Here is a 15922-nt window from a genome sequence, read left to right as displayed (position 1 = left end):
TCGGCTGTGCACGCCGTGCCCCACGAGGCACGATGTACGTATGACGCTGATGGCCAAGGGTTCCAACGTCGCGCTCTCGGTTCCGGTGGTGCGGATGGAGCTGGCGTGGAGCCCCGGACCCGGCTGTCCGGACGTCGACGCCGCCGCGCTGCTGCTCACCGGCTCCGGCAAGGTGCGCTCGGACGCGGACTTCGTCTTCTACAACCAGCCTCAGCACGCCTCGGGCGCGGTGTCCCACACCGGCAAGGGCGCGGGGGCCAGCACCGACGGGGTCACCGTGGACACCTCCCGGCTCGAGGCCGACGTGGAGACGGTGGTGCTCACCGCCTCCGCCGACGGCGGCACCTTCGCCGCGGTGCCGGGCCTGCACATGCGCCTGCTGGACCCCTCCGGCACCGAGCTGGTCCGCTTCGACGTCACCGACGCCAGCACCGAGACCGCGATGGTGCTCGGCGAGGTCTACCGCCGCGGCGACGGCTGGAAGTTCCGCGCCGTTGGTCAGGGCTACGCCGCGGGGCTGGGGGGACTGGCCACCGACTTCGGCATCTCGGTGGACGACGAACCCGCCCCCCAGTCCGCCGCACCGGCCACCCCCCAAGCCGGCGCGCCCGCCGTCAGCCTGAAGAAGCAGAAGCTGATCGACCTGGAGAAGAAGCTCACCACCAGCGCGCCGGAGATGCTGAGCCTCACCAAGAAGGCCGCGGTGTCGCTGGAGAAGCGCGGTTTGGGCGAGCACACCGCGCGGGTGGCGCTGTGCCTGGACATCTCCGGGTCGATGAACCGGCTCTACCGCAACGGCAGCATCGCCGCCCTGGCCGAGCGCATCCTGGCGCTGGGCCTGCGCTTCGACGACGACGGCCAGGTGGACGTCTTCCTGTTCGGCAAGAACGGCCACCAGGCGGGTTCGCTGCAGCTGGACAACCGCACCGACTACGTCCCCACCATGCTCGGCGAGTTCGGGCTGGAGCCGGCGACCTACTACGGCAAGGCCATGGCGCTCATCCGCGAGCACTACTTCGGCAGCTCCGCGGCCCGGCGCGAGCCGTTCTCCGCCGCGGTGCCGGTGTACGTCATGTTCGTCACCGACGGCCAGACCTTCGACGAGGACGGCGCCCGCGAGCAGGTGGTCTCCTCCAGCTACGAGCCGCTGTTCTGGCAGTTCATGGCCATCGGCCGCAGCTCGCGCTCCGTCACCCCCGGCACTGCTCCCACCCCCCCGCCGTCCACGGGGCTGTTCGGCCGACGCAAGTCCGCCCCGGCTCCAGCCCGCGGCAGCAGCGAGTTCCGCTTCCTGGAGGAGCTGGACGACATGCCGGGGCGCTACCTCGACAACGCCGACTTCTTCGCCGTGGAGGACCCCGCCGCCATCCCCGACGACCAGCTGTTCGAGCTGCTGATGACGGAGTACCCGGGCTGGATCACCCAGGCCCGCGGCAAGGGCCTGCTCCGCTGATCTGCCTGATTGCCGCAACCCGGCAATCGGGTGACTTGAACACGACGGCCATTGCACCGTGCCTGCTGACTCCGCACCTGGCAGGCTTGAACAATCGATGGCCTCAACCGGGCTGTCCGGATCTCGAGGAGAGCCTGTGGCGTTCTGGGACCAGCTGAAAGCGAAGACGCAGACCATGAACGACCAGCTCAAGACCAAGGCTGGCCAGTTCAAGAGCAAGGAGTTCGCCAACGCCAGCATGGCGATGTGCGCCTTGATCGCCGCCGCTGACGGCTCCATCGACGCCGCTGAGCGCCAGAAGACCGCTGCTCTGATCGCCAGCAACGACGTGCTGACCATCTTCCCGCCTGCCGAGCTGCAGCAGAAGTTCGACTGGTACTGCGACAAGCTCAACAAGGACTTCGCGTTCGGCCAGGTCGAGGCCATCGCCACCATCGGCAAGCTGAAGTCCAAGCCGGACCAGGGCCGCGCGGTCATCCAGATCGGCATCATCATCGGCGGCGCGGACGGCAACTTCGACGCCGACGAGCGCAAGGCCGTCAAGGACGCCTGCTACGCCCTGGGGATCAACCCCAGCGAGTTCGACCTCTAGCTCGCTCTTCCTCCGCTCCACCACCCCCCGCACCACAACCGAAAGGAACACACCATGGGAGTCAGCCTGAGCAAGGGCGGCAACGTCTCACTGTCCAAGGAGGCGCCCGGCATGACCGCCGTGCTCGTCGGCCTCGGCTGGGACGCCCGCACCACCACCGGCACCGACTTCGACCTGGACGCCTCGGCGATCATGGTCGACACCAACGGCAAGGTGATCTCGGACAAGCACTTCATCTTCTTCAACAACATGACGTCCCCGGAGGGCTCCGTGGAGCACACCGGCGACAACCTCACCGGTGAGGGCGATGGCGACGACGAGGCCATCAAGGTGGACCTGGCCAAGGTGCCCGCCGAGGTCGACAAGATCGTGTTCCCGGTCAGCATCTACGAGGCCGAGTCGCGCAACCAGGGCTTCGGCCAGGTGCGCAACGCCTTCATCCGCATCGTGAACCAGACCGGTGGCAGCGAGATCGCCCGCTACGACCTCACCGAGGACGCCTCCACCGAGACCGCGATGGTCTTCGGCGAGCTCTACCGCAACGGCACCGACTGGAAGTTCCGCGCGGTCGGCCAGGGCTACGCCTCCGGCCTCAAGGGCATCGCCACCGACTACGGCGTCTCGGTCTAGTCCGTGGCCATCGACTACAACAAGCGGAAGCCGGCCGCGGCAGCCGGTGGCGACGGCGGCGGCCCGGTGTCGCTGAGCAAGGTGACGCTGACCAAGGCCAGCCCCTCCATCTCGCTGAGCAAGCAGAGCGGGCAGCTGCGGGTGAACCTGAACTGGGACGCACGCTCCCCCGAGCCCGCCAAGGGTGGGTTCCTCAAGAAGCTCGCCGCCGCGGCCGCCCGGCCGATCGACCTGGACCTGGGCTGCCTGTACGAGCTGAACGACGGCAGCAAGGGCGTCATCCAGGCGCTCGGCAACTCCTTCGGGTCGCTGGAGCAGGCGCCGTACATCTTCCTCAACGGTGACGACCGCTCCGGCGCCAACAGCGGGGGCGAGGACATGTTCATCAACCTCGCCCACGCCAAGGACATCCGTCGGGTGCTGGTGTTCGCCTGCATCTACGACGGTGCGCCCAGCTTCGACCAGGCCAACGGGGTGGTGACGCTGACTCCGGCCAGCGGTGCCCCCATCGAGGTGCGCCTGGACGAGCAGGCCGGTGGTTCGCGGATGTGCGCCATCGCGCTGCTGGAGGGTGGCGGTGGCGACCTGAAGATTCGCCGCGAGGTCCGCTACGTCGAGGGGGCGCAGGACGCCCTGGACGACGCCTACGGCTGGGGCCTCACGTGGGCCCGGGGCCGCAAGTAGCACTGGAGCCCTCAGGCACAATCGCCCGGTGAGCACCGAGCCGCGGGTCACCGTCACCCGCTCCGCACCGCACGTCGCCCTGGTCACCGTCACCAAGCCGCCGCAGAACGCCCTGGACAAGCAAGCCAGGGACGAGCTGGTGGCGGCCCTGGCGGAGGTGAACGAGGACCTCGACGTGCGGTGCGTCGTGCTCACCGGCGGTGGCCGGTCGTTCTGCGCCGGCGCCGAGCTGTCCGAGACCCGGCGGGTGGCCACCGGGCCCGACGAGGCCCGGATCTACCTGCAGGAGTTCGACGAGCTGGCGCTGGCGCTCGAGCGCTGCCGGGTGCCGGTGATCGCGGCGATCAACGGTCCCGTCGTCGGCGGTGGGCTGGAGGTGGCGCTGGCCTGCGACCTGCGGATCTGCGTCTCGTCGGCGTTCTTCATCGCCGCCGGCGTCAACGTCGGCCTGATCGCCAACTTCTGGCGCCTCGCCCGCACCATCGGCCTCGGCCCCGCCAAGGAGATGGTGCTCACCGGCGACCGCTACACCCCGGCGCAGGCGCTGGGCTGGGGGCTGGTGACCGAGGTGACCAGCGCCGAGGACCTGCTGCCCGCCGCGCTGAGGCGGGCCGAGCGCATCGCCAGCCGGGTGCCGCTGTCGGTGGAGAAGGTGAAGCAGGCGCTCAACCGCGCCCAGACCCTGGACGTGGACGCCTTCATGGCGGTGCAGGGCGAGGCGTTCGTCGAGCTGGCCGGCACCGCCGACCACACCGAGGCGCTGGACTCCTTCCTGGCCAAGCGCCCCGGGGACTTCCACCGCAAGTAGCCGGCACTGGACGAGCCCGGCACCAGCCGGGCCGGGGGCACGCTAGCTGCTCTGCAGGCGCTGACCGATGCTGCGGTGCAGGTGCTGCAGCTGCGGCTGTCCCAGCATCACCGTCTGCGACTCGATGTGGCTCACCACGTGGTGGTCGGCCCGCACCGCCTCGCTGGACTGGATCAGCACGGTGCCTGCCCCGGTGAAGTCGAACTGGCGCTCCTCACCGGTCTCGGTGCCCAGCACCAGGTTCCGGGCCGCTCCCAGGAAGCTGCCCATCCAGCCGGCGTCGTAGTGATGGCTCGGCGACGGACAGTCCGACCAGCCCACCAGCGCCTGCGGGTCCACCCGCACCGGTGGCTCGGCGAACATCACCGGCCCGTTGCTGGAGGCCAGGAACTTGCCCGTGCCGATCAGGGTGAGGAAGCCCGGCACGATCGACTGCTTGAGGCTCAGCCCGGTCTCGAACGCCAGCAGGTTGCTGGCGCGGATGGTGAGGTTGCCGTCGTCGAGGTCGTAGGAGTTGATGTTGAAGCCGCGGTCGCCGAGGACCAGCTTGCCCTGACCCTGCGTCACCACCCAGTCCTGGACGTACAGCGGTGAGGAGAACCGGGCGGCGACCAGGCCGCTGACGGTGGTGGCGGCGAGCGGCTCGAAGGTGATCTGCCCGTAGTAGGCGATCATCGCCCCCTTGGCCATGAACCACGGGGCGCTGCCCACCTCCACGCAGAAGGCGTAGTCGTTGCCAGGGACGTTGTCGTCCACCGGCAGCGTGTAGGGGTTGAGGATGTCTGTCATCGCGGCCTCCTCAGAACTTCTGCTCGGACGCCTGGACGTACACCACGCCCTGGCCGCTGACCTTGAGCTGGATCGCCTCGCCGGAGCCGCGGCCCACGGCGTCGCGCCAGCCCACCGAGGCCGACACGTCCAGGCTCAGGTTGCCGATGTGTCCGACGTAGGCCTGCGGGTCCACCACCGTCTGGCTGCCCGGGCCCACCGGGATCTCGAACGACCCACCGTGGGACAGCACCGCCACCTGGCCCACCCCGGACAGCTGGGTGGTGAACAGGCCCTGCCCGGTCATCGCCCCACGCACCGCGCCGCGCACGCCGCCCTGCGAGCCGAGGAACACCACCGACGAGCTGAGCGAGGCGTCGTGGGCGAGCAGCCGGTCGGCCTCCACGGTGAGCATCGCGGAGCCGTCCAGGTTGATCACCGTGACGTGCAGGCCGGCGTGGCCGTAGAAGACCTCGCCCTGGCCCTGGGCGGCCATCATGGCGACGTGCTCGCCGGACATCGCTCGACCCGCCAGTCCGGCGACGCCACCCATGCCACCCATGCCGCCGTTCATCCCGCCCCCGGGCGAGTGCGGGATGAACTGGACCTCGCCGCTGTAGTAGAGCATCGCGCCGCGACGCGCCAGCACGTGCTGACCGGGGACCAGCGTCGCCTTGGCGACCCTGCTGTTGACCTGCTCGATCTGGACCATCAGCGCTCCGCGGGCTGGATGTAGACCACGCCCTGGCCGTCGAAGCGCAGCGAGAACGGCTCACCGCTGCCCTCGCCGATCACCGACTTCCAGGACACGTCGGTGACGAACGTCTGGTTGAGCTGTCCGCGGCAGGCCACGAAGGCGTCCGGGTCGACCACCAGCGGGAACTGCGGCGCGACCTCCAGCGCGATCGGCGGCCCACCGGCCGACAGCAGCGCCACCGTGCCCGTCCCGCTGACCAGCGTGGTGAACAGGCCCTGCCCGGAGGTGGCCCCGCGCAGCCCGGAGAACTTCACGTCGGTCTGCAGCTTGCCCACCAGCGCGAGCAGCTGCGAGGACTCGACCTGCAGGGTCTCGTTGGCCAGCTCGACGATGGTGATGTCCTGGGCGTCCACCGCGAAGTGCACCACGCCGGTGCCGGAGCACTCCATCAGCGACAGCGACTCCCCGGTCACCTTGCGCTTGAGCGCGGCCTTGATGCCGTCACCGCCGCCGAGGCCGGCGTTCTTGAAGGCCACCTGTCCGTCGAAGGCCACCATGGCGCCGGTGATGGCACGAATGGCCTCACCCTGCAGCCGAGCCTCGAGCACCCGTGAGCCGTTGACGCGCAGCTGAGCCACGGGTCTCCCTTCTCCGGCTGATGTCGTTGGCTTGCAGGCTAACCGGTGCCACTACCGCCGGTGACCAGCGACACGACCGCAGCGGGGTCAGACGTTGACGCCGTAGTCCTGCGCGATGCCCTGCAGGCCGCTGGCGTAGCCCTGTCCCACCGCGCGGAACTTCCACTCCGCGCCGCTGCGGTAGAGCTCGCCGAAGACCATCGCGGTCTCGGTGGAGGCGTCCTCGGTGAGGTCGTAGCGGGCGAGCTCGGTGTTGTTGGCCTGGTTCACCACCCGGATGAAGGCGTTGCGCACCTGGCCGAAGCTCTGCGAGCGCGCCTCGCCGTCGTAGATGGACACCGGGAAGACGATCTTGTCGATGTCGGCGGGCAGCGACGCCACGTTCACCTTGATCTGCTCGTCGTCGCCCTCGCCCTCACCCGTGAGGTTGTCACCGGTGTGCTCGATGGCGCCGTCCGGCGTCTTCAGGTTGTTGAAGAACACGAAGTGCTGGTCGGAGGAGACCCGCCCGTCGGCCCCGCAGGCGATGGCCGAGGCGTCGAGGTCGAAGTCGGTACCGGTGGTGGTGCGCACGTCCCACCCGAGCCCGACGGTGACCGCGGACAAGCCGGCCGTTCCCGCCTCCTTGGTCAGCGAGACGTTGCCACCCTTGCTCAGACTTACTCCCACGAGAGCTCCTTCATCGATGACGGAACAGCCATTGCTCGCTTCAGTGTGCCCGTTTCCGTGGAGTCGGGGAATCAGACGTTGACGCCGTAGTCCACGACAATTCCGCGAAGACCGCTGGCGTACCCCTGGCCCACGGCGCGGAACTTCCACTCACCGTTGTGCCGGTACAGCTCGCCATAGATCATCGCGGTCTCGGTGGAGGCGTCCTCGGTGAGGTCGAAGCGGGCCAGCTCCACGTCGTTGGCCTGGTTGACCACCCGGATGAAGGCGTTGCTCACCTGGCCGAAGTTCTGCCCGCGGGCGTCGGCGTCGTCGATGGAGACCACGATGACGATCTTCTGGACCTCTGCCCCGAGGGTGGCCAGGTTGACGTTGATCTGCTCGTCGTCGCCCTCGCCCTCACCGGTGCGGTTGTCACCGGTGTGCTCGACCGCCCCGTCCGGGGAGGCGAGGTTGTTGTAGAAGACGAAGTGCTCGTCGGAGACCACCTTGCCGTTGGCGCCGCACAACAGCGCGGACGCGTCCAGGTCGTAGTCGACCCCGGTGGTGGTGCGGACGTCCCAACCGAGTCCGACGACCACCGCCTTCAGGCCGGCTGCCCCGGCCTCCTTGGTCAACGAGACGTTTCCGCCCTTGCTCAGCACTACGCTCACAGAAGCCTCTTTCTTGCGGTTTCCCCAGCTGACGGCCCCCGGTGGCGGGCTACAGGGTCGTGCTCACCACCGGCAGCAGGTCGGCGAAGGTGCGTCCGTTGGCCACCGCACCGATGGCCGTCATCGTCCAGCCCTGCGGGTTGCGGGTCAGCTTGGCCATCACCTGCGCGTTGTGCGTCCCCGATCCGGTCAGCTCGTAGCGCGCCAGCTCGGTGTCGGTGGTGGCGTCCACCAGCCGGCAGAAGGCGTTCTCGATCTGGCTGAAGTTCTGCCCGGTGAAGGAGTTGACCACGAAGACCAGCGTGGTGACCGTGGGCGACAGCGCGCTCAGGTCCACCGCGATGGACTCGTCGTCACCCTCGCCGGCGCCGGTCAGGTTGTCGCCGGTGTGCTGCACGGCGCCGTCCTTGCTGTGCAGCTGGTTGAACCAGACCTGGTCGAGCAGCTTGCCCTGGGCGTCGAACATCAGGCACGACGCGTCCAGGTCGATGGACTGCTCCTTGAGCCGACCCAGCAGCCCCTTCTTCTTCATCGCGTCCCACCCCAGGCCCATCCGGACCTTGGTGAGCGATCCACCGCCCTCCTTGGTGAGGGAGACCTGCTGACCCTTGCCTAGGTTGACTGTCATAGCTCCGACGCTAGCGGAACCTCACGCTCGGCGGGGCCGCTCATCCACTCGCGCAGCACCCGGGTGGCCCACACGTCGTCGGCGTTGTAGTCCAGCAGCCGCCGCCGCTGCGCCAGGTCAGGGGCGTCCCCGTCCAGGCCGACGGCCTTGCGGTACCACCCCATCGAGGCCGCGCCACTGGCCTCGGCGTCGCGCCAGGTGAACCCGGCCACCGGCGCCACCTTCTTCAGGCCCTTGCCCAGCGGGCAGAGGAAGGCGGTGCCCACGGCGGCGTAGACGTCCACCCACTGCTCGCTGCCGATGAACTCGCGCACCTGGGCCTCGGTGGGCACCCCGGGGTGTCCGGCGAAGCGCCGCGCCGAGGCCAGCAGCCAACGGTTCTCCGCCGCCTCGGAGTAGCAGTAGGCGGCGAAGGTGCGCCCCTGCGCGGCCGCGTCGGCGCGCACCTGCATCAACCACGTCCAGAACTCGCCGAAGGAGCGGGCCTCGTCCTCGGTGGGCACCGGCTCCCAGGTGACGAACGGGTGGTACACCGACTGCTGCCCCGGCTCGCTGAGCAGCGCACCCCACAGGTAGGCGCCGTGCTCGAGGTAGCTCTCCATGTCCACGTCCACCTCGACGTCAGCGCGGTGCACCTGGACGTGCTCGGTGCGCCGCACCAGCGGAACGCCCCGCAGCCACGCCCGGGCCAGCACCACCGCGTCGGCGAAAGCACCCCCGGGCCAGGACGCGGGGGCCGGCCCTGCCCAGGTCGCGAGTTCGTCCACCGTGCGCACCCCCAGGGCGCGCAGCACGCTCACCTGCGGGCCGGCCACCACCAGGCTCACGTCGCGACTCTCCCGCAGGTCGGCCGAGCACCGCGGCCACCACGGGCAGGTGCGGCACTCCCCGATGCGCGAGGCCCTGGTGGGCACCTGGCCGGTGGCCACGGCCAGCCGGTCGGCGAAGCGGGTGTCGTACTCCTGCAGGGTGCTGCGCCCGCCCGGCCAGGTCGCGGTGGCGAGGTCGTGCACCACCACGCAGTCGGCGTCCAGGCCGATCACCCCGCCGACCTGCTCGGTGGAGGCGGCACCCAGGGTCTGCAGCATCCGGGTGAGGTGGGCCAGGCGCAGCTGGTCGCGCGGGAAGGAGCGCAGGCTGCGCGTCTCGTCCAGCCGCGGCGCCCACTGCAGCAGCTCGGAGGTGCGGGCCCCGCGGCCAGGGTCGGTGGTGCGGTGGTTGACCACGATCACCGGCACGTAGCCCCCGGCGTGGCGGACCAGCAGGTCGGCGCGGCCCCGGCGGTGGGCGGCACGGTCTGGACCCAGCGTCGCCCCCCAGATGCGCTCGGCGCCGCTGGCCAGGGCCTGGCGGGTGCGCTCGCGCCGCTCGGCCGGTGGCAGCTCGGCAGGCACCTCCACCCAGCTCGCCGAGCCCGCGGCCAGCAGCTCGGCCACCCGCCGCCGGTGCGCGGCGGCCTCGTCCTGGCGCTGGCGCACGGCTGGGTCGATGGTGCCGGGCGGGTCGATGCCGATGTGCTCCAGCGACACCCGGTGACGGCACCGGGTGAGCTCCGCCGAGTCCAGCAGCACCGGCGGAGAAGGGTGCTGGGGCTGGTCCACAGGCAGGAACAGTAGGCCCTCCCCTAGGCTGCACCCGACGGTAGTGGTGGGCGATGCACCGGAGGGATCTCACTGATGGGCCTGTTGAGCAAGCGCACGAGGACCAAGCGCACGAGCAAGCGTGCCCTGCGCAAGGCGCACACCAAGACCCTCAAGGCGCAGGCCCAGGCGGAGCGCAAGTTCCGGGAGAAGGCCGAGAAGAAGGCCGCCAAGGACCTCCGCAAGCGCAAGAACAAGGCGAAGGCCACCGGCAAGGCCACGGTCGCCGCCTCGGTGGCGCGCACGCAGCCAGCGGCCGAGCCCACCTCCGGCAAGGGCAAGAAGGCCGACACGAAGGCTGACAAGAAGGCGCAGAAGAAGAACGCCGAGAAGGCTGCGGCGCAGGAGAAGGGCCTCAACCCCAAGAAGGTGCGCAACGCCCTCGGCATCATGCGCGTGCTGGCTCCGGTGCTCGCCCCGCTGGCCTACAAGGCGGCCACCGCCACCCGTGGCCAGCTGGACCAGGCCCGGGCCCGCAAGATGGGCGTGAGCGTGCACGAGCTGGGCGACTTCAGTGGTCACGGCGCGGCGCTCAACGCCCGCATCGCTGGCCTGGAGCCCACTCTCGACCAGCTGGTGAGCGCCAACGGCACCGGTGCGCACAGCGACGCCGTGGCCTTCCGCGACGCCACTCGGGCACGGCTGGGCGAGCTGTCCACCGCGGTGCACGCCGCCGAGCGCATGCCCGCGGCCCGCCGCAAGGCTGCCCACCGTGCCGTGGCCACCGAGCTCGACGCCATCGAGGCCGACCTGCTGGCCCGCTTGGGCGTGCGCTGACCGCTCCACCTTCTGGCTCAGCTAGCTCCAGCGGAGTCCGGTGAACCCGGGCCCCGCTGGGCAGGCGCTTCCGTGGCAACACGAGGGCGGCCCTAAGTTGCGGCAGCGCAGCAGCTCGCGAACTACGTGGTCCGTCGTAAGCCAGCTGGTTAACTTGCCTCGACCACGGCGATTGCCACCAGCGTCACGACTCCAATTGTGATGCCGGCGATTATCATTCCGTTGAACACCCGGGTCCAGAAGACGTCGTCAGCCGCGGATAGTGACCGAGCGCTCTCCAGTTCCAGGGGCGCCTGGCCGACGGAGAGCTCGTTAACGGGAGCGCGCCAGGGCGGGCCGACGACACGGGAGGATGGTCGCGCAGTAAGCACTGCTGTAATCAAAGCGCAGATGAATAGACCCAAGCCCGCAACGAGCACCAACCACAGACCCCACCCGACAACTACAAATTCACTGTCTGTGTCTTCGCCATCTCCTAGCTGCGCCATGTCGTAGGCGCCCGCTATAGCCGAGAGCAGGCCCATTCCCGACGCGAATGCTGCGGGCCAAGCAACCCGCACCACCGACTGCACGACAAGAAGTACCAGCGCGAGCCCACCGGCCGCCAGAATTAGCTTGCCGTCGACTGTCGAGGTACCAGCAAGTGAGAGATTGCCGCCCAGCGCAGTGGCCCACGTACCCAACGCCCCCACGACGACGGCCGCCGCGAAAGTGACACTTGCAAGCAGGACCGGCGTACGCGCCGCGGTCGGCGTCCCTAGCTCGTGGTCAGCCGTTGCGTTCTCCATCACATCTCCCCCATCTGCCCCATCGAGGCAATCGGGCAGATTGTAGACGGGTGAATTGACAAGCAACACAAAGGAACTGCGATGGACTAGCGCTCTCACGGCCAGTGCGGTCCACCCCACCCCTCGGTAAAAGCACACAGCCCACCCCCACCGCGTGAGCCTCGAGTTCTGCCCATCTCAACTACGCCCAGCACTGGCACGTCGGTACCCTAGGGGGGTACCGTATCAACCAGCAGGACGCGACCACCTGGTTGACCAAGCTCACGGAGGCGCCCGGTGCCCGGATACACCGCCAACAAGCAGGACCACCTCAAGCGGCTGCGCCGCATCGAGGGGCAGACACGTGGCCTCCAGAAGATGATCGAGGAGGACAAGTACTGCATCGACGTCCTCACCCAGATCAGCGCGGCCACCAAGGCCCTGGAGTCGGTGGCCCTGTCGCTGCTGGAGGAGCACATGGCCGGCTGCATGGTGGAGGCGGCACGCGCCGGCGGCGCCGAGGCCGACGAGAAGGTCCGGGAAGCCGCCGACGCCATCGCCCGCCTGGTGCGGTCCTGACCACCCACAAACCCTGAGGAGAACACCATGATGACCACCCGCTCCTACACCGTCACCGGCATGACCTGCGAGCACTGCGAGCGGGCGGTCGCCACCGAGGTCGGCGAGCTGCCCGGCGTCACGGCCGTCAACGTGGACCTGCCCACCGGCAAGCTCACCGTCACCAGCGAGGCCCCGCTGGAGGACACCATGGTCGCCGCCGCCGTGGACGAGGCCGGCTACGAGCTGGTCAGCGACGACGGAGGAAGGGACCAGCAATGACCACCACGACGGGCACCGACCGCACCACCGTCGACCTGCAGATCGGCGGCATGACCTGCGCCTCCTGCGCCGCCCGGGTGGAGAAGCGGCTGAACAAGCTGGACGGCGTGCAGGCCACGGTGAACTACTCCACCGAGCAGGCCCACGTCAGCTACCCGCCGACGATGGACCCCGCGGACCTCGTCGCGCAGGTGGAGGCCACCGGCTACACCGCCGCCCTGCCCACCCCGCCCGAGGCCGACGCCGAACCCGACGACCGGCCGAGCGCCGACGACGCCGCCACCGAGTCGCTGCGCCAGCGGCTGCTGATCAGCGCGCTGCTCACTCTGCCGGTGCTGGTGCTGGCCATGGTGCCGCCGCTGCAGTTCGACAGCTGGCAGTGGCTCTCCCTCACCCTCGCCGCCCCCGTGGTGGTGTGGGGCGCCTGGCCGTTCCACCGCGCCACCTGGCTGAACCTGCGCCACCGCGCGGTCACCATGGACACCCTCATCAGCGTCGGCACCCTGTCGGCGTTCGGCTGGTCGCTGTACGCGCTCTTCCTCGGCGGCGCGGGCGACCCGATGATGCGCATGCCGTTCAGCTTCACCGTCGCCCGCGGGCACGGCAGCAGCGAGATCTACCTGGAGGTGGCGTCGGCGGTCACCGTGTTCCTGCTGGCCGGGCGCTACTTCGAGGCCCGCTCCAAGCGCAACGCCGGCGCCGCGCTGCGGGCGCTGATGACCATGGGCGCCAAGGACGTGGCGGTGCTGCGCAACGGCATTGAGCAGCGCATCAGCGTCAGCGCGCTGGCGGTCGGCGACCAGTTCGTGGTGCGGCCGGGCGAGAAGATCGCCACCGACGGCGTGGTGGTGGACGGCTCCTCGGCCGTGGACGCCAGCATGCTCACCGGCGAGTCGGTGCCGGTGGAGGTCGGCCCGGGCGACACCGTGGTGGGCGCGACCACCAACGCCGGCGGACGCCTGGTGGTCCGTGCCACCCGGGTGGGCGCCGACACCCAGCTGGCGCAGATGGCGCAGATGGTCAACGACGCCCAGAGCGGCAAGGCACCGGTGCAGCGGCTGGCCGACCGCGTCTCCAGCGTCTTCGTGCCCGCGGTGATCGTGCTGGCGCTGGGCACCCTGGCCACCTGGCTGCTGCTGGGCGAGCCCGTGGACGCCGCCTTCACCGCCGCGGTTGCCGTGCTGATCATCGCCTGCCCCTGCGCGCTGGGCCTGGCCACGCCGACCGCCCTGCTGGTGGGCACCGGCCGCGGCGCGCAGCTGGGCATCCTCATCAAGGGCCCGGAGGTGCTGGAGTCGACCCGCCGGGTGGACACGGTGGTGCTGGACAAGACCGGCACCGTCACCACCGGGCAGATGAGCCTGCAGCACGTGATCCCCGCTCCCGGCGTGGACGCCGACGAGCTGCTGCGGCTGGCCGCCGCGGTGGAGCACGCCTCCGAGCACCCCATCGCCCGTGCCATCGCCGCCGGCGCCGCCCAGCCGCTGCCCGCGGTGCAGGACTTCACCAGCACCGGCGGCCTGGGCGTGCACGGCACCGTGGACGGCCACCGCGTGGTGGTGGGCCGCGCCTCCCTGCTGGAGCAGCCGCTGCCCGCCGAGCTGCAGCAGGCCAAGGACGCCGCCGAGGAGCAGGGGAGCACCGCGGTGGTGGTGGGCTGGGACGGTGCGGTCACCGGCGTCCTCACCGTGTCCGACACCCTCAAGCCCAGCAGCGCGGAGGCTGTGGCCGGGCTGCGCCGCCTGGGGCTCACCCCGGTGCTGCTCACCGGCGACAGCTCCGCCGCCGCACACGCCGTGGCCCGCCGGGTGGGCATCGAGGAGGTGCACGCCGAGGTGCTGCCCGCGGAGAAGGTGGACGTGGTCCGTCGGCTGCAGGGCGAGGGCAAGGTGGTGGCCATGATCGGCGACGGGGTGAACGACGCCGCCGCGCTCGCCCAGGCTGACCTGGGCCTGGCCATGGGCACCGGCACCGACGTGGCCATCGAGGCCAGCGACCTGACCCTGGTGCGCGGTGACCTGCGGGCCGCGGTGGACGCGATCCGGCTGGCCCGCCGCACGCTGAGCACCATCAAGGGCAACCTGTTCTGGGCCTTCGCCTACAACGTGGCGGCGCTGCCGCTGGCCGCGCTGGGGCTGCTCAACCCGCTGATCGCGGGCCTGGCCATGGCCCTGTCCAGCGTGTTCGTGGTGTCCAACAGCCTGCGGCTGCGCCGGTTCCGCCCGGTGGCCACCGGCTAGGTCACCACCGCCCTGCCACGCCGGTCACGTCGGAGGGCCACGGCGGAGGGCACTGTGACGCGCTGCACGATCTCTGGCGCCCTGGTCGCAGGTCGGCGAGACTTGGCCCCTAGTGGAGAACACCGCTTTCCAGCATCGTTGGCGGGAGGTGTTCTGTGCAGGACAAGTCAATGCTCAGCGCAGGCCGAGTGCTCGAGGTCGAGGCTGAGGTGCTGCGCCACAGCTTGCAGGAGCGCCCCAACGTCGACGTGGCGAAGGGCATGCTGATGGCGATGTTCCGCTACAGCGAGGCCGAGGCGTTCGCCGAGCTCTGCCGTGTTGCCGGCCAGGAGGGGATCAGCCTCTACTCGCTCGCTGCGGCGCTGGTGGAGCTGGTGTCCGGGGCCGACTCGGTGGCGGGCTCCACCGAGCCCGCCACCGTCGCCGCCCACCGTCACTGGGGCACGACCGCTACAGCGTGACGAAGCCCTTGTCCACCATCCACTGGCGGGCGACCTCGGCGGGGTCCTCGCCGTCCACGTCCACCTTGGCGTTGAGCTTGGTGATCTCCTCGTTGGTGAGGATCTTGGAGATGGGCTCGAGCACCGTGGCGATCTCCGGGTACTTCTCCGCCACCTCCTGGCGGATGACCACCGTGGCGTTGTAGCGGGGGAAGAACTGCTTGTCGTCCTCCACCAGCTGCAGGTCCAGGCCGAGGATGCGGCCGTCGGTGGTGAAGACCTCGCCGAACCGGCACCCGCCGGTCGCGGTGGACGCGTAGATCAGGCCGGTCTGCAGCGTCTTCACCGGCACCACCGCGGGGTCGAAGCCGTAGGTGGCCGCCATGCCCGGGAAGCCGTCCTGGCGGCTGACGAACTCTGTCTCCAGGCAGGTCTGCGCCAGGGCAGGGTCCTTCTTCACCAGCTCGGCGTAGTCCGACAGCGTCTTGACGCCGGTCTCTTCGGCCACCTTGCGGCTCATGGCCAAGGCGTAGGTGTTGTCCATCGGCGCCGGGTTGACCCACACCAGGCCGTTCTTGGCGTCCGCGTCGCGCACTGCCTCGAACTGCTTGGTGGCGTCGGGGATCGGCTTCTCGTTCTTGAGGTAGTTGATCCAGCCGGTACCGGTGTACTCGAAGGTGATGTCCACCTGGCCGTTGAGCATGGCCTGGTGGGTGCTGTTGGAGCCCTGGATGTTGGTGAGGTCGCGGACGTCGGCGCCGGCGGCGCTGAGCGCGTACTCGATCATGTAGCCCAGGATGAGCTGCTCGGTGAAGTCCTTGGAACCCACCGTCAGGCTCACGCCCTCCAGGGCGGGCACCGGCTGGATGCTGCCAGGCTCGACCGCCAGCGGCACGGCACTGCCGGACTGCAGCCCGCAGGAGGCGACCAGCGTCGTGCAGACCACCGCCACGGTGGCGGTGACCGCACGTCGGGCCAGTCTCAGCTTGGTCATCGTC

At 69.9% G+C, this 15922-nt stretch carries 19 protein-coding genes; 10 read left to right on the top strand and 9 right to left on the bottom strand.

Going from position 1 to position 15922, the window contains the following annotated elements; all coding sequences use genetic code 11:
• Positions 1 to 40: 40 nt before the first annotated feature.
• The 5 genes from AC3YO9_RS05015 (at position 41) to AC3YO9_RS04995 (ending at position 4167) form a co-directional block, all read left to right on the top strand.
• Positions 41 to 1453, top strand: coding sequence for a VWA domain-containing protein (locus tag AC3YO9_RS05015; protein ID WP_489982324.1), 1413 nt, complete (start codon positions 41 to 43; stop codon positions 1451 to 1453).
• Positions 1454 to 1589: 136 nt separating this feature from the next.
• Positions 1590 to 2045 carry a TerB family tellurite resistance protein gene (locus AC3YO9_RS05010; RefSeq protein WP_127781632.1) on the top strand — a complete coding sequence of 152 codons (456 nt, stop codon included), beginning with the start codon at positions 1590 to 1592 and terminating at the stop codon, positions 2043 to 2045.
• A gap of 54 nt (positions 2046 to 2099) precedes the next feature.
• A complete protein-coding gene (locus tag AC3YO9_RS05005) occupies positions 2100 to 2675 on the top strand; it encodes a TerD family protein (RefSeq protein WP_127781631.1) in 576 nt (191 codons plus the stop codon).
• A 3-nt stretch (positions 2676 to 2678) separates the two neighbouring features.
• Positions 2679 to 3359: a TerD family protein gene (locus AC3YO9_RS05000; protein WP_127781630.1), complete on the top strand. Its 681-nt coding sequence runs from the start codon at positions 2679 to 2681 to the stop codon at positions 3357 to 3359.
• Between the two features lie 28 nt (positions 3360 to 3387).
• A complete protein-coding gene (locus AC3YO9_RS04995) occupies positions 3388 to 4167 on the top strand; it encodes an enoyl-CoA hydratase/isomerase family protein (RefSeq protein WP_127781629.1) in 780 nt (259 codons plus the stop codon).
• A gap of 42 nt (positions 4168 to 4209) precedes the next feature.
• Here the strand turns inward: AC3YO9_RS04995 and AC3YO9_RS04990 are convergent, their stop codons facing one another.
• The 7 genes from AC3YO9_RS04990 to AC3YO9_RS04960 form a co-directional block, all read right to left on the bottom strand.
• Positions 4210 to 4956 (bottom strand): AIM24 family protein, encoded by a 747-nt coding sequence (locus AC3YO9_RS04990; RefSeq protein ID WP_489982323.1) that lies wholly within the window; start codon positions 4954 to 4956, stop codon positions 4210 to 4212.
• Positions 4957 to 4966: 10 nt separating this feature from the next.
• A complete protein-coding gene (locus AC3YO9_RS04985) occupies positions 4967 to 5647 on the bottom strand; it encodes an AIM24 family protein (RefSeq protein WP_127781627.1) in 681 nt (226 codons plus the stop codon).
• Positions 5647 to 6270 carry an AIM24 family protein gene (locus AC3YO9_RS04980; protein WP_241249457.1) on the bottom strand — a complete coding sequence of 208 codons (624 nt, stop codon included), beginning with the start codon at positions 6268 to 6270 and terminating at the stop codon, positions 5647 to 5649. Before AC3YO9_RS04980 ends, AC3YO9_RS04985 begins: the two co-directional genes overlap by 1 nt.
• Before the next feature lie 87 nt (positions 6271 to 6357).
• Positions 6358 to 6939, bottom strand: a complete 582-nt coding sequence (locus AC3YO9_RS04975; protein WP_127781626.1) for a TerD family protein — start codon at positions 6937 to 6939, stop codon at positions 6358 to 6360.
• Between the two features lie 71 nt (positions 6940 to 7010).
• Positions 7011 to 7592 carry a TerD family protein gene (locus tag AC3YO9_RS04970; RefSeq protein WP_127781625.1) on the bottom strand — a complete coding sequence of 194 codons (582 nt, stop codon included), beginning with the start codon at positions 7590 to 7592 and terminating at the stop codon, positions 7011 to 7013.
• A gap of 49 nt (positions 7593 to 7641) precedes the next feature.
• On the bottom strand, positions 7642 to 8220 hold the full coding sequence (locus tag AC3YO9_RS04965) for a TerD family protein (RefSeq protein ID WP_127781624.1): 579 nt from the start codon (positions 8218 to 8220) through the stop codon (positions 7642 to 7644).
• Positions 8217 to 9821, bottom strand: a complete 1605-nt coding sequence (locus tag AC3YO9_RS04960; RefSeq protein ID WP_489982322.1) for a TM0106 family RecB-like putative nuclease — start codon at positions 9819 to 9821, stop codon at positions 8217 to 8219. Before AC3YO9_RS04960 ends, AC3YO9_RS04965 begins: the two co-directional genes overlap by 4 nt.
• A 75-nt stretch (positions 9822 to 9896) precedes the next feature.
• Here AC3YO9_RS04960 and AC3YO9_RS04955 point away from each other — a divergent pair, with 75 nt between their 5' ends.
• Positions 9897 to 10637 carry a DUF6474 family protein gene (locus AC3YO9_RS04955; RefSeq protein WP_489982321.1) on the top strand — a complete coding sequence of 247 codons (741 nt, stop codon included), beginning with the start codon at positions 9897 to 9899 and terminating at the stop codon, positions 10635 to 10637.
• Between the two features lie 149 nt (positions 10638 to 10786).
• Here the strand turns inward: AC3YO9_RS04955 and AC3YO9_RS04950 are convergent, their stop codons facing one another.
• Positions 10787 to 11425: a hypothetical protein gene (locus AC3YO9_RS04950; protein WP_489982320.1), complete on the bottom strand. Its 639-nt coding sequence runs from the start codon at positions 11423 to 11425 to the stop codon at positions 10787 to 10789.
• A gap of 276 nt (positions 11426 to 11701) precedes the next feature.
• Here AC3YO9_RS04950 and AC3YO9_RS04945 point away from each other — a divergent pair, with 276 nt between their 5' ends.
• The 4 genes from AC3YO9_RS04945 to AC3YO9_RS04930 all read left to right on the top strand — a co-directional run bounded on the left by AC3YO9_RS04945 (position 11702) and on the right by AC3YO9_RS04930 (position 14945).
• The gene (locus tag AC3YO9_RS04945; protein WP_127781622.1) at positions 11702 to 11983 is read left to right on the top strand and encodes a metal-sensitive transcriptional regulator; all 282 of its coding nucleotides are present in this window, start codon (positions 11702 to 11704) and stop codon (positions 11981 to 11983) included.
• Positions 11984 to 12010: 27 nt separating this feature from the next.
• Complete coding sequence (locus AC3YO9_RS04940) at positions 12011 to 12244, top strand: heavy-metal-associated domain-containing protein (RefSeq protein ID WP_489982319.1); 234 nt, start codon at positions 12011 to 12013, stop codon at positions 12242 to 12244.
• Entirely contained in the window at positions 12241 to 14484 is a 2244-nt protein-coding gene (locus AC3YO9_RS04935) for a heavy metal translocating P-type ATPase (protein ID WP_489982318.1), read from the top strand. The genes AC3YO9_RS04940 and AC3YO9_RS04935 overlap by 4 nt, the downstream gene beginning before the upstream one ends.
• Before the next feature lie 155 nt (positions 14485 to 14639).
• Positions 14640 to 14945, top strand: coding sequence for an ANTAR domain-containing protein (locus AC3YO9_RS04930; protein ID WP_127781620.1), 306 nt, complete (start codon positions 14640 to 14642; stop codon positions 14943 to 14945).
• Here the strand turns inward: AC3YO9_RS04930 and AC3YO9_RS04925 are convergent.
• Positions 14935 to 15918: a glycine betaine ABC transporter substrate-binding protein gene (locus AC3YO9_RS04925; protein WP_489982317.1), complete on the bottom strand. Its 984-nt coding sequence runs from the start codon at positions 15916 to 15918 to the stop codon at positions 14935 to 14937. The genes AC3YO9_RS04930 and AC3YO9_RS04925 overlap by 11 nt on opposite strands.
• Positions 15919 to 15922: the final 4 nt, after the last annotated feature.

It is taken from the genome of Rhodococcus sp. Z6_132 (assembly GCF_058133635.1).
This window is presented reverse-complemented; position numbering and strand designations above follow the sequence as displayed.

Excerpts from the sequence above, each read along its gene's own strand:
- AC3YO9_RS05015 (WP_489982324.1), top strand. The coding sequence starts at position 41 with ATGACGCTGATGGCCAAGGGTTCCAACGTCGCGCTCTCGGTTCCGGTG.
- AC3YO9_RS05005 (WP_127781631.1), top strand. The coding sequence starts at position 2,100 with ATGGGAGTCAGCCTGAGCAAGGGCGGCAACGTCTCACTGTCCAAGGAG.
- AC3YO9_RS04990 (WP_489982323.1), bottom strand. The coding sequence starts at position 4,956 with ATGACAGACATCCTCAACCCCTACACGCTGCCGGTGGACGACAACGTC.
- AC3YO9_RS04985 (WP_127781627.1), bottom strand. The coding sequence starts at position 5,647 with ATGGTCCAGATCGAGCAGGTCAACAGCAGGGTCGCCAAGGCGACGCTG.
- AC3YO9_RS04965 (WP_127781624.1), bottom strand. The coding sequence starts at position 8,220 with ATGACAGTCAACCTAGGCAAGGGTCAGCAGGTCTCCCTCACCAAGGAG.
- AC3YO9_RS04955 (WP_489982321.1), top strand. The coding sequence starts at position 9,897 with ATGGGCCTGTTGAGCAAGCGCACGAGGACCAAGCGCACGAGCAAGCGT.
- AC3YO9_RS04950 (WP_489982320.1), bottom strand. The coding sequence starts at position 11,425 with ATGGAGAACGCAACGGCTGACCACGAGCTAGGGACGCCGACCGCGGCG.
- AC3YO9_RS04940 (WP_489982319.1), top strand. The coding sequence starts at position 12,011 with ATGATGACCACCCGCTCCTACACCGTCACCGGCATGACCTGCGAGCAC.
- AC3YO9_RS04935 (WP_489982318.1), top strand. The coding sequence starts at position 12,241 with ATGACCACCACGACGGGCACCGACCGCACCACCGTCGACCTGCAGATC.
- AC3YO9_RS04925 (WP_489982317.1), bottom strand. The coding sequence starts at position 15,918 with ATGACCAAGCTGAGACTGGCCCGACGTGCGGTCACCGCCACCGTGGCG.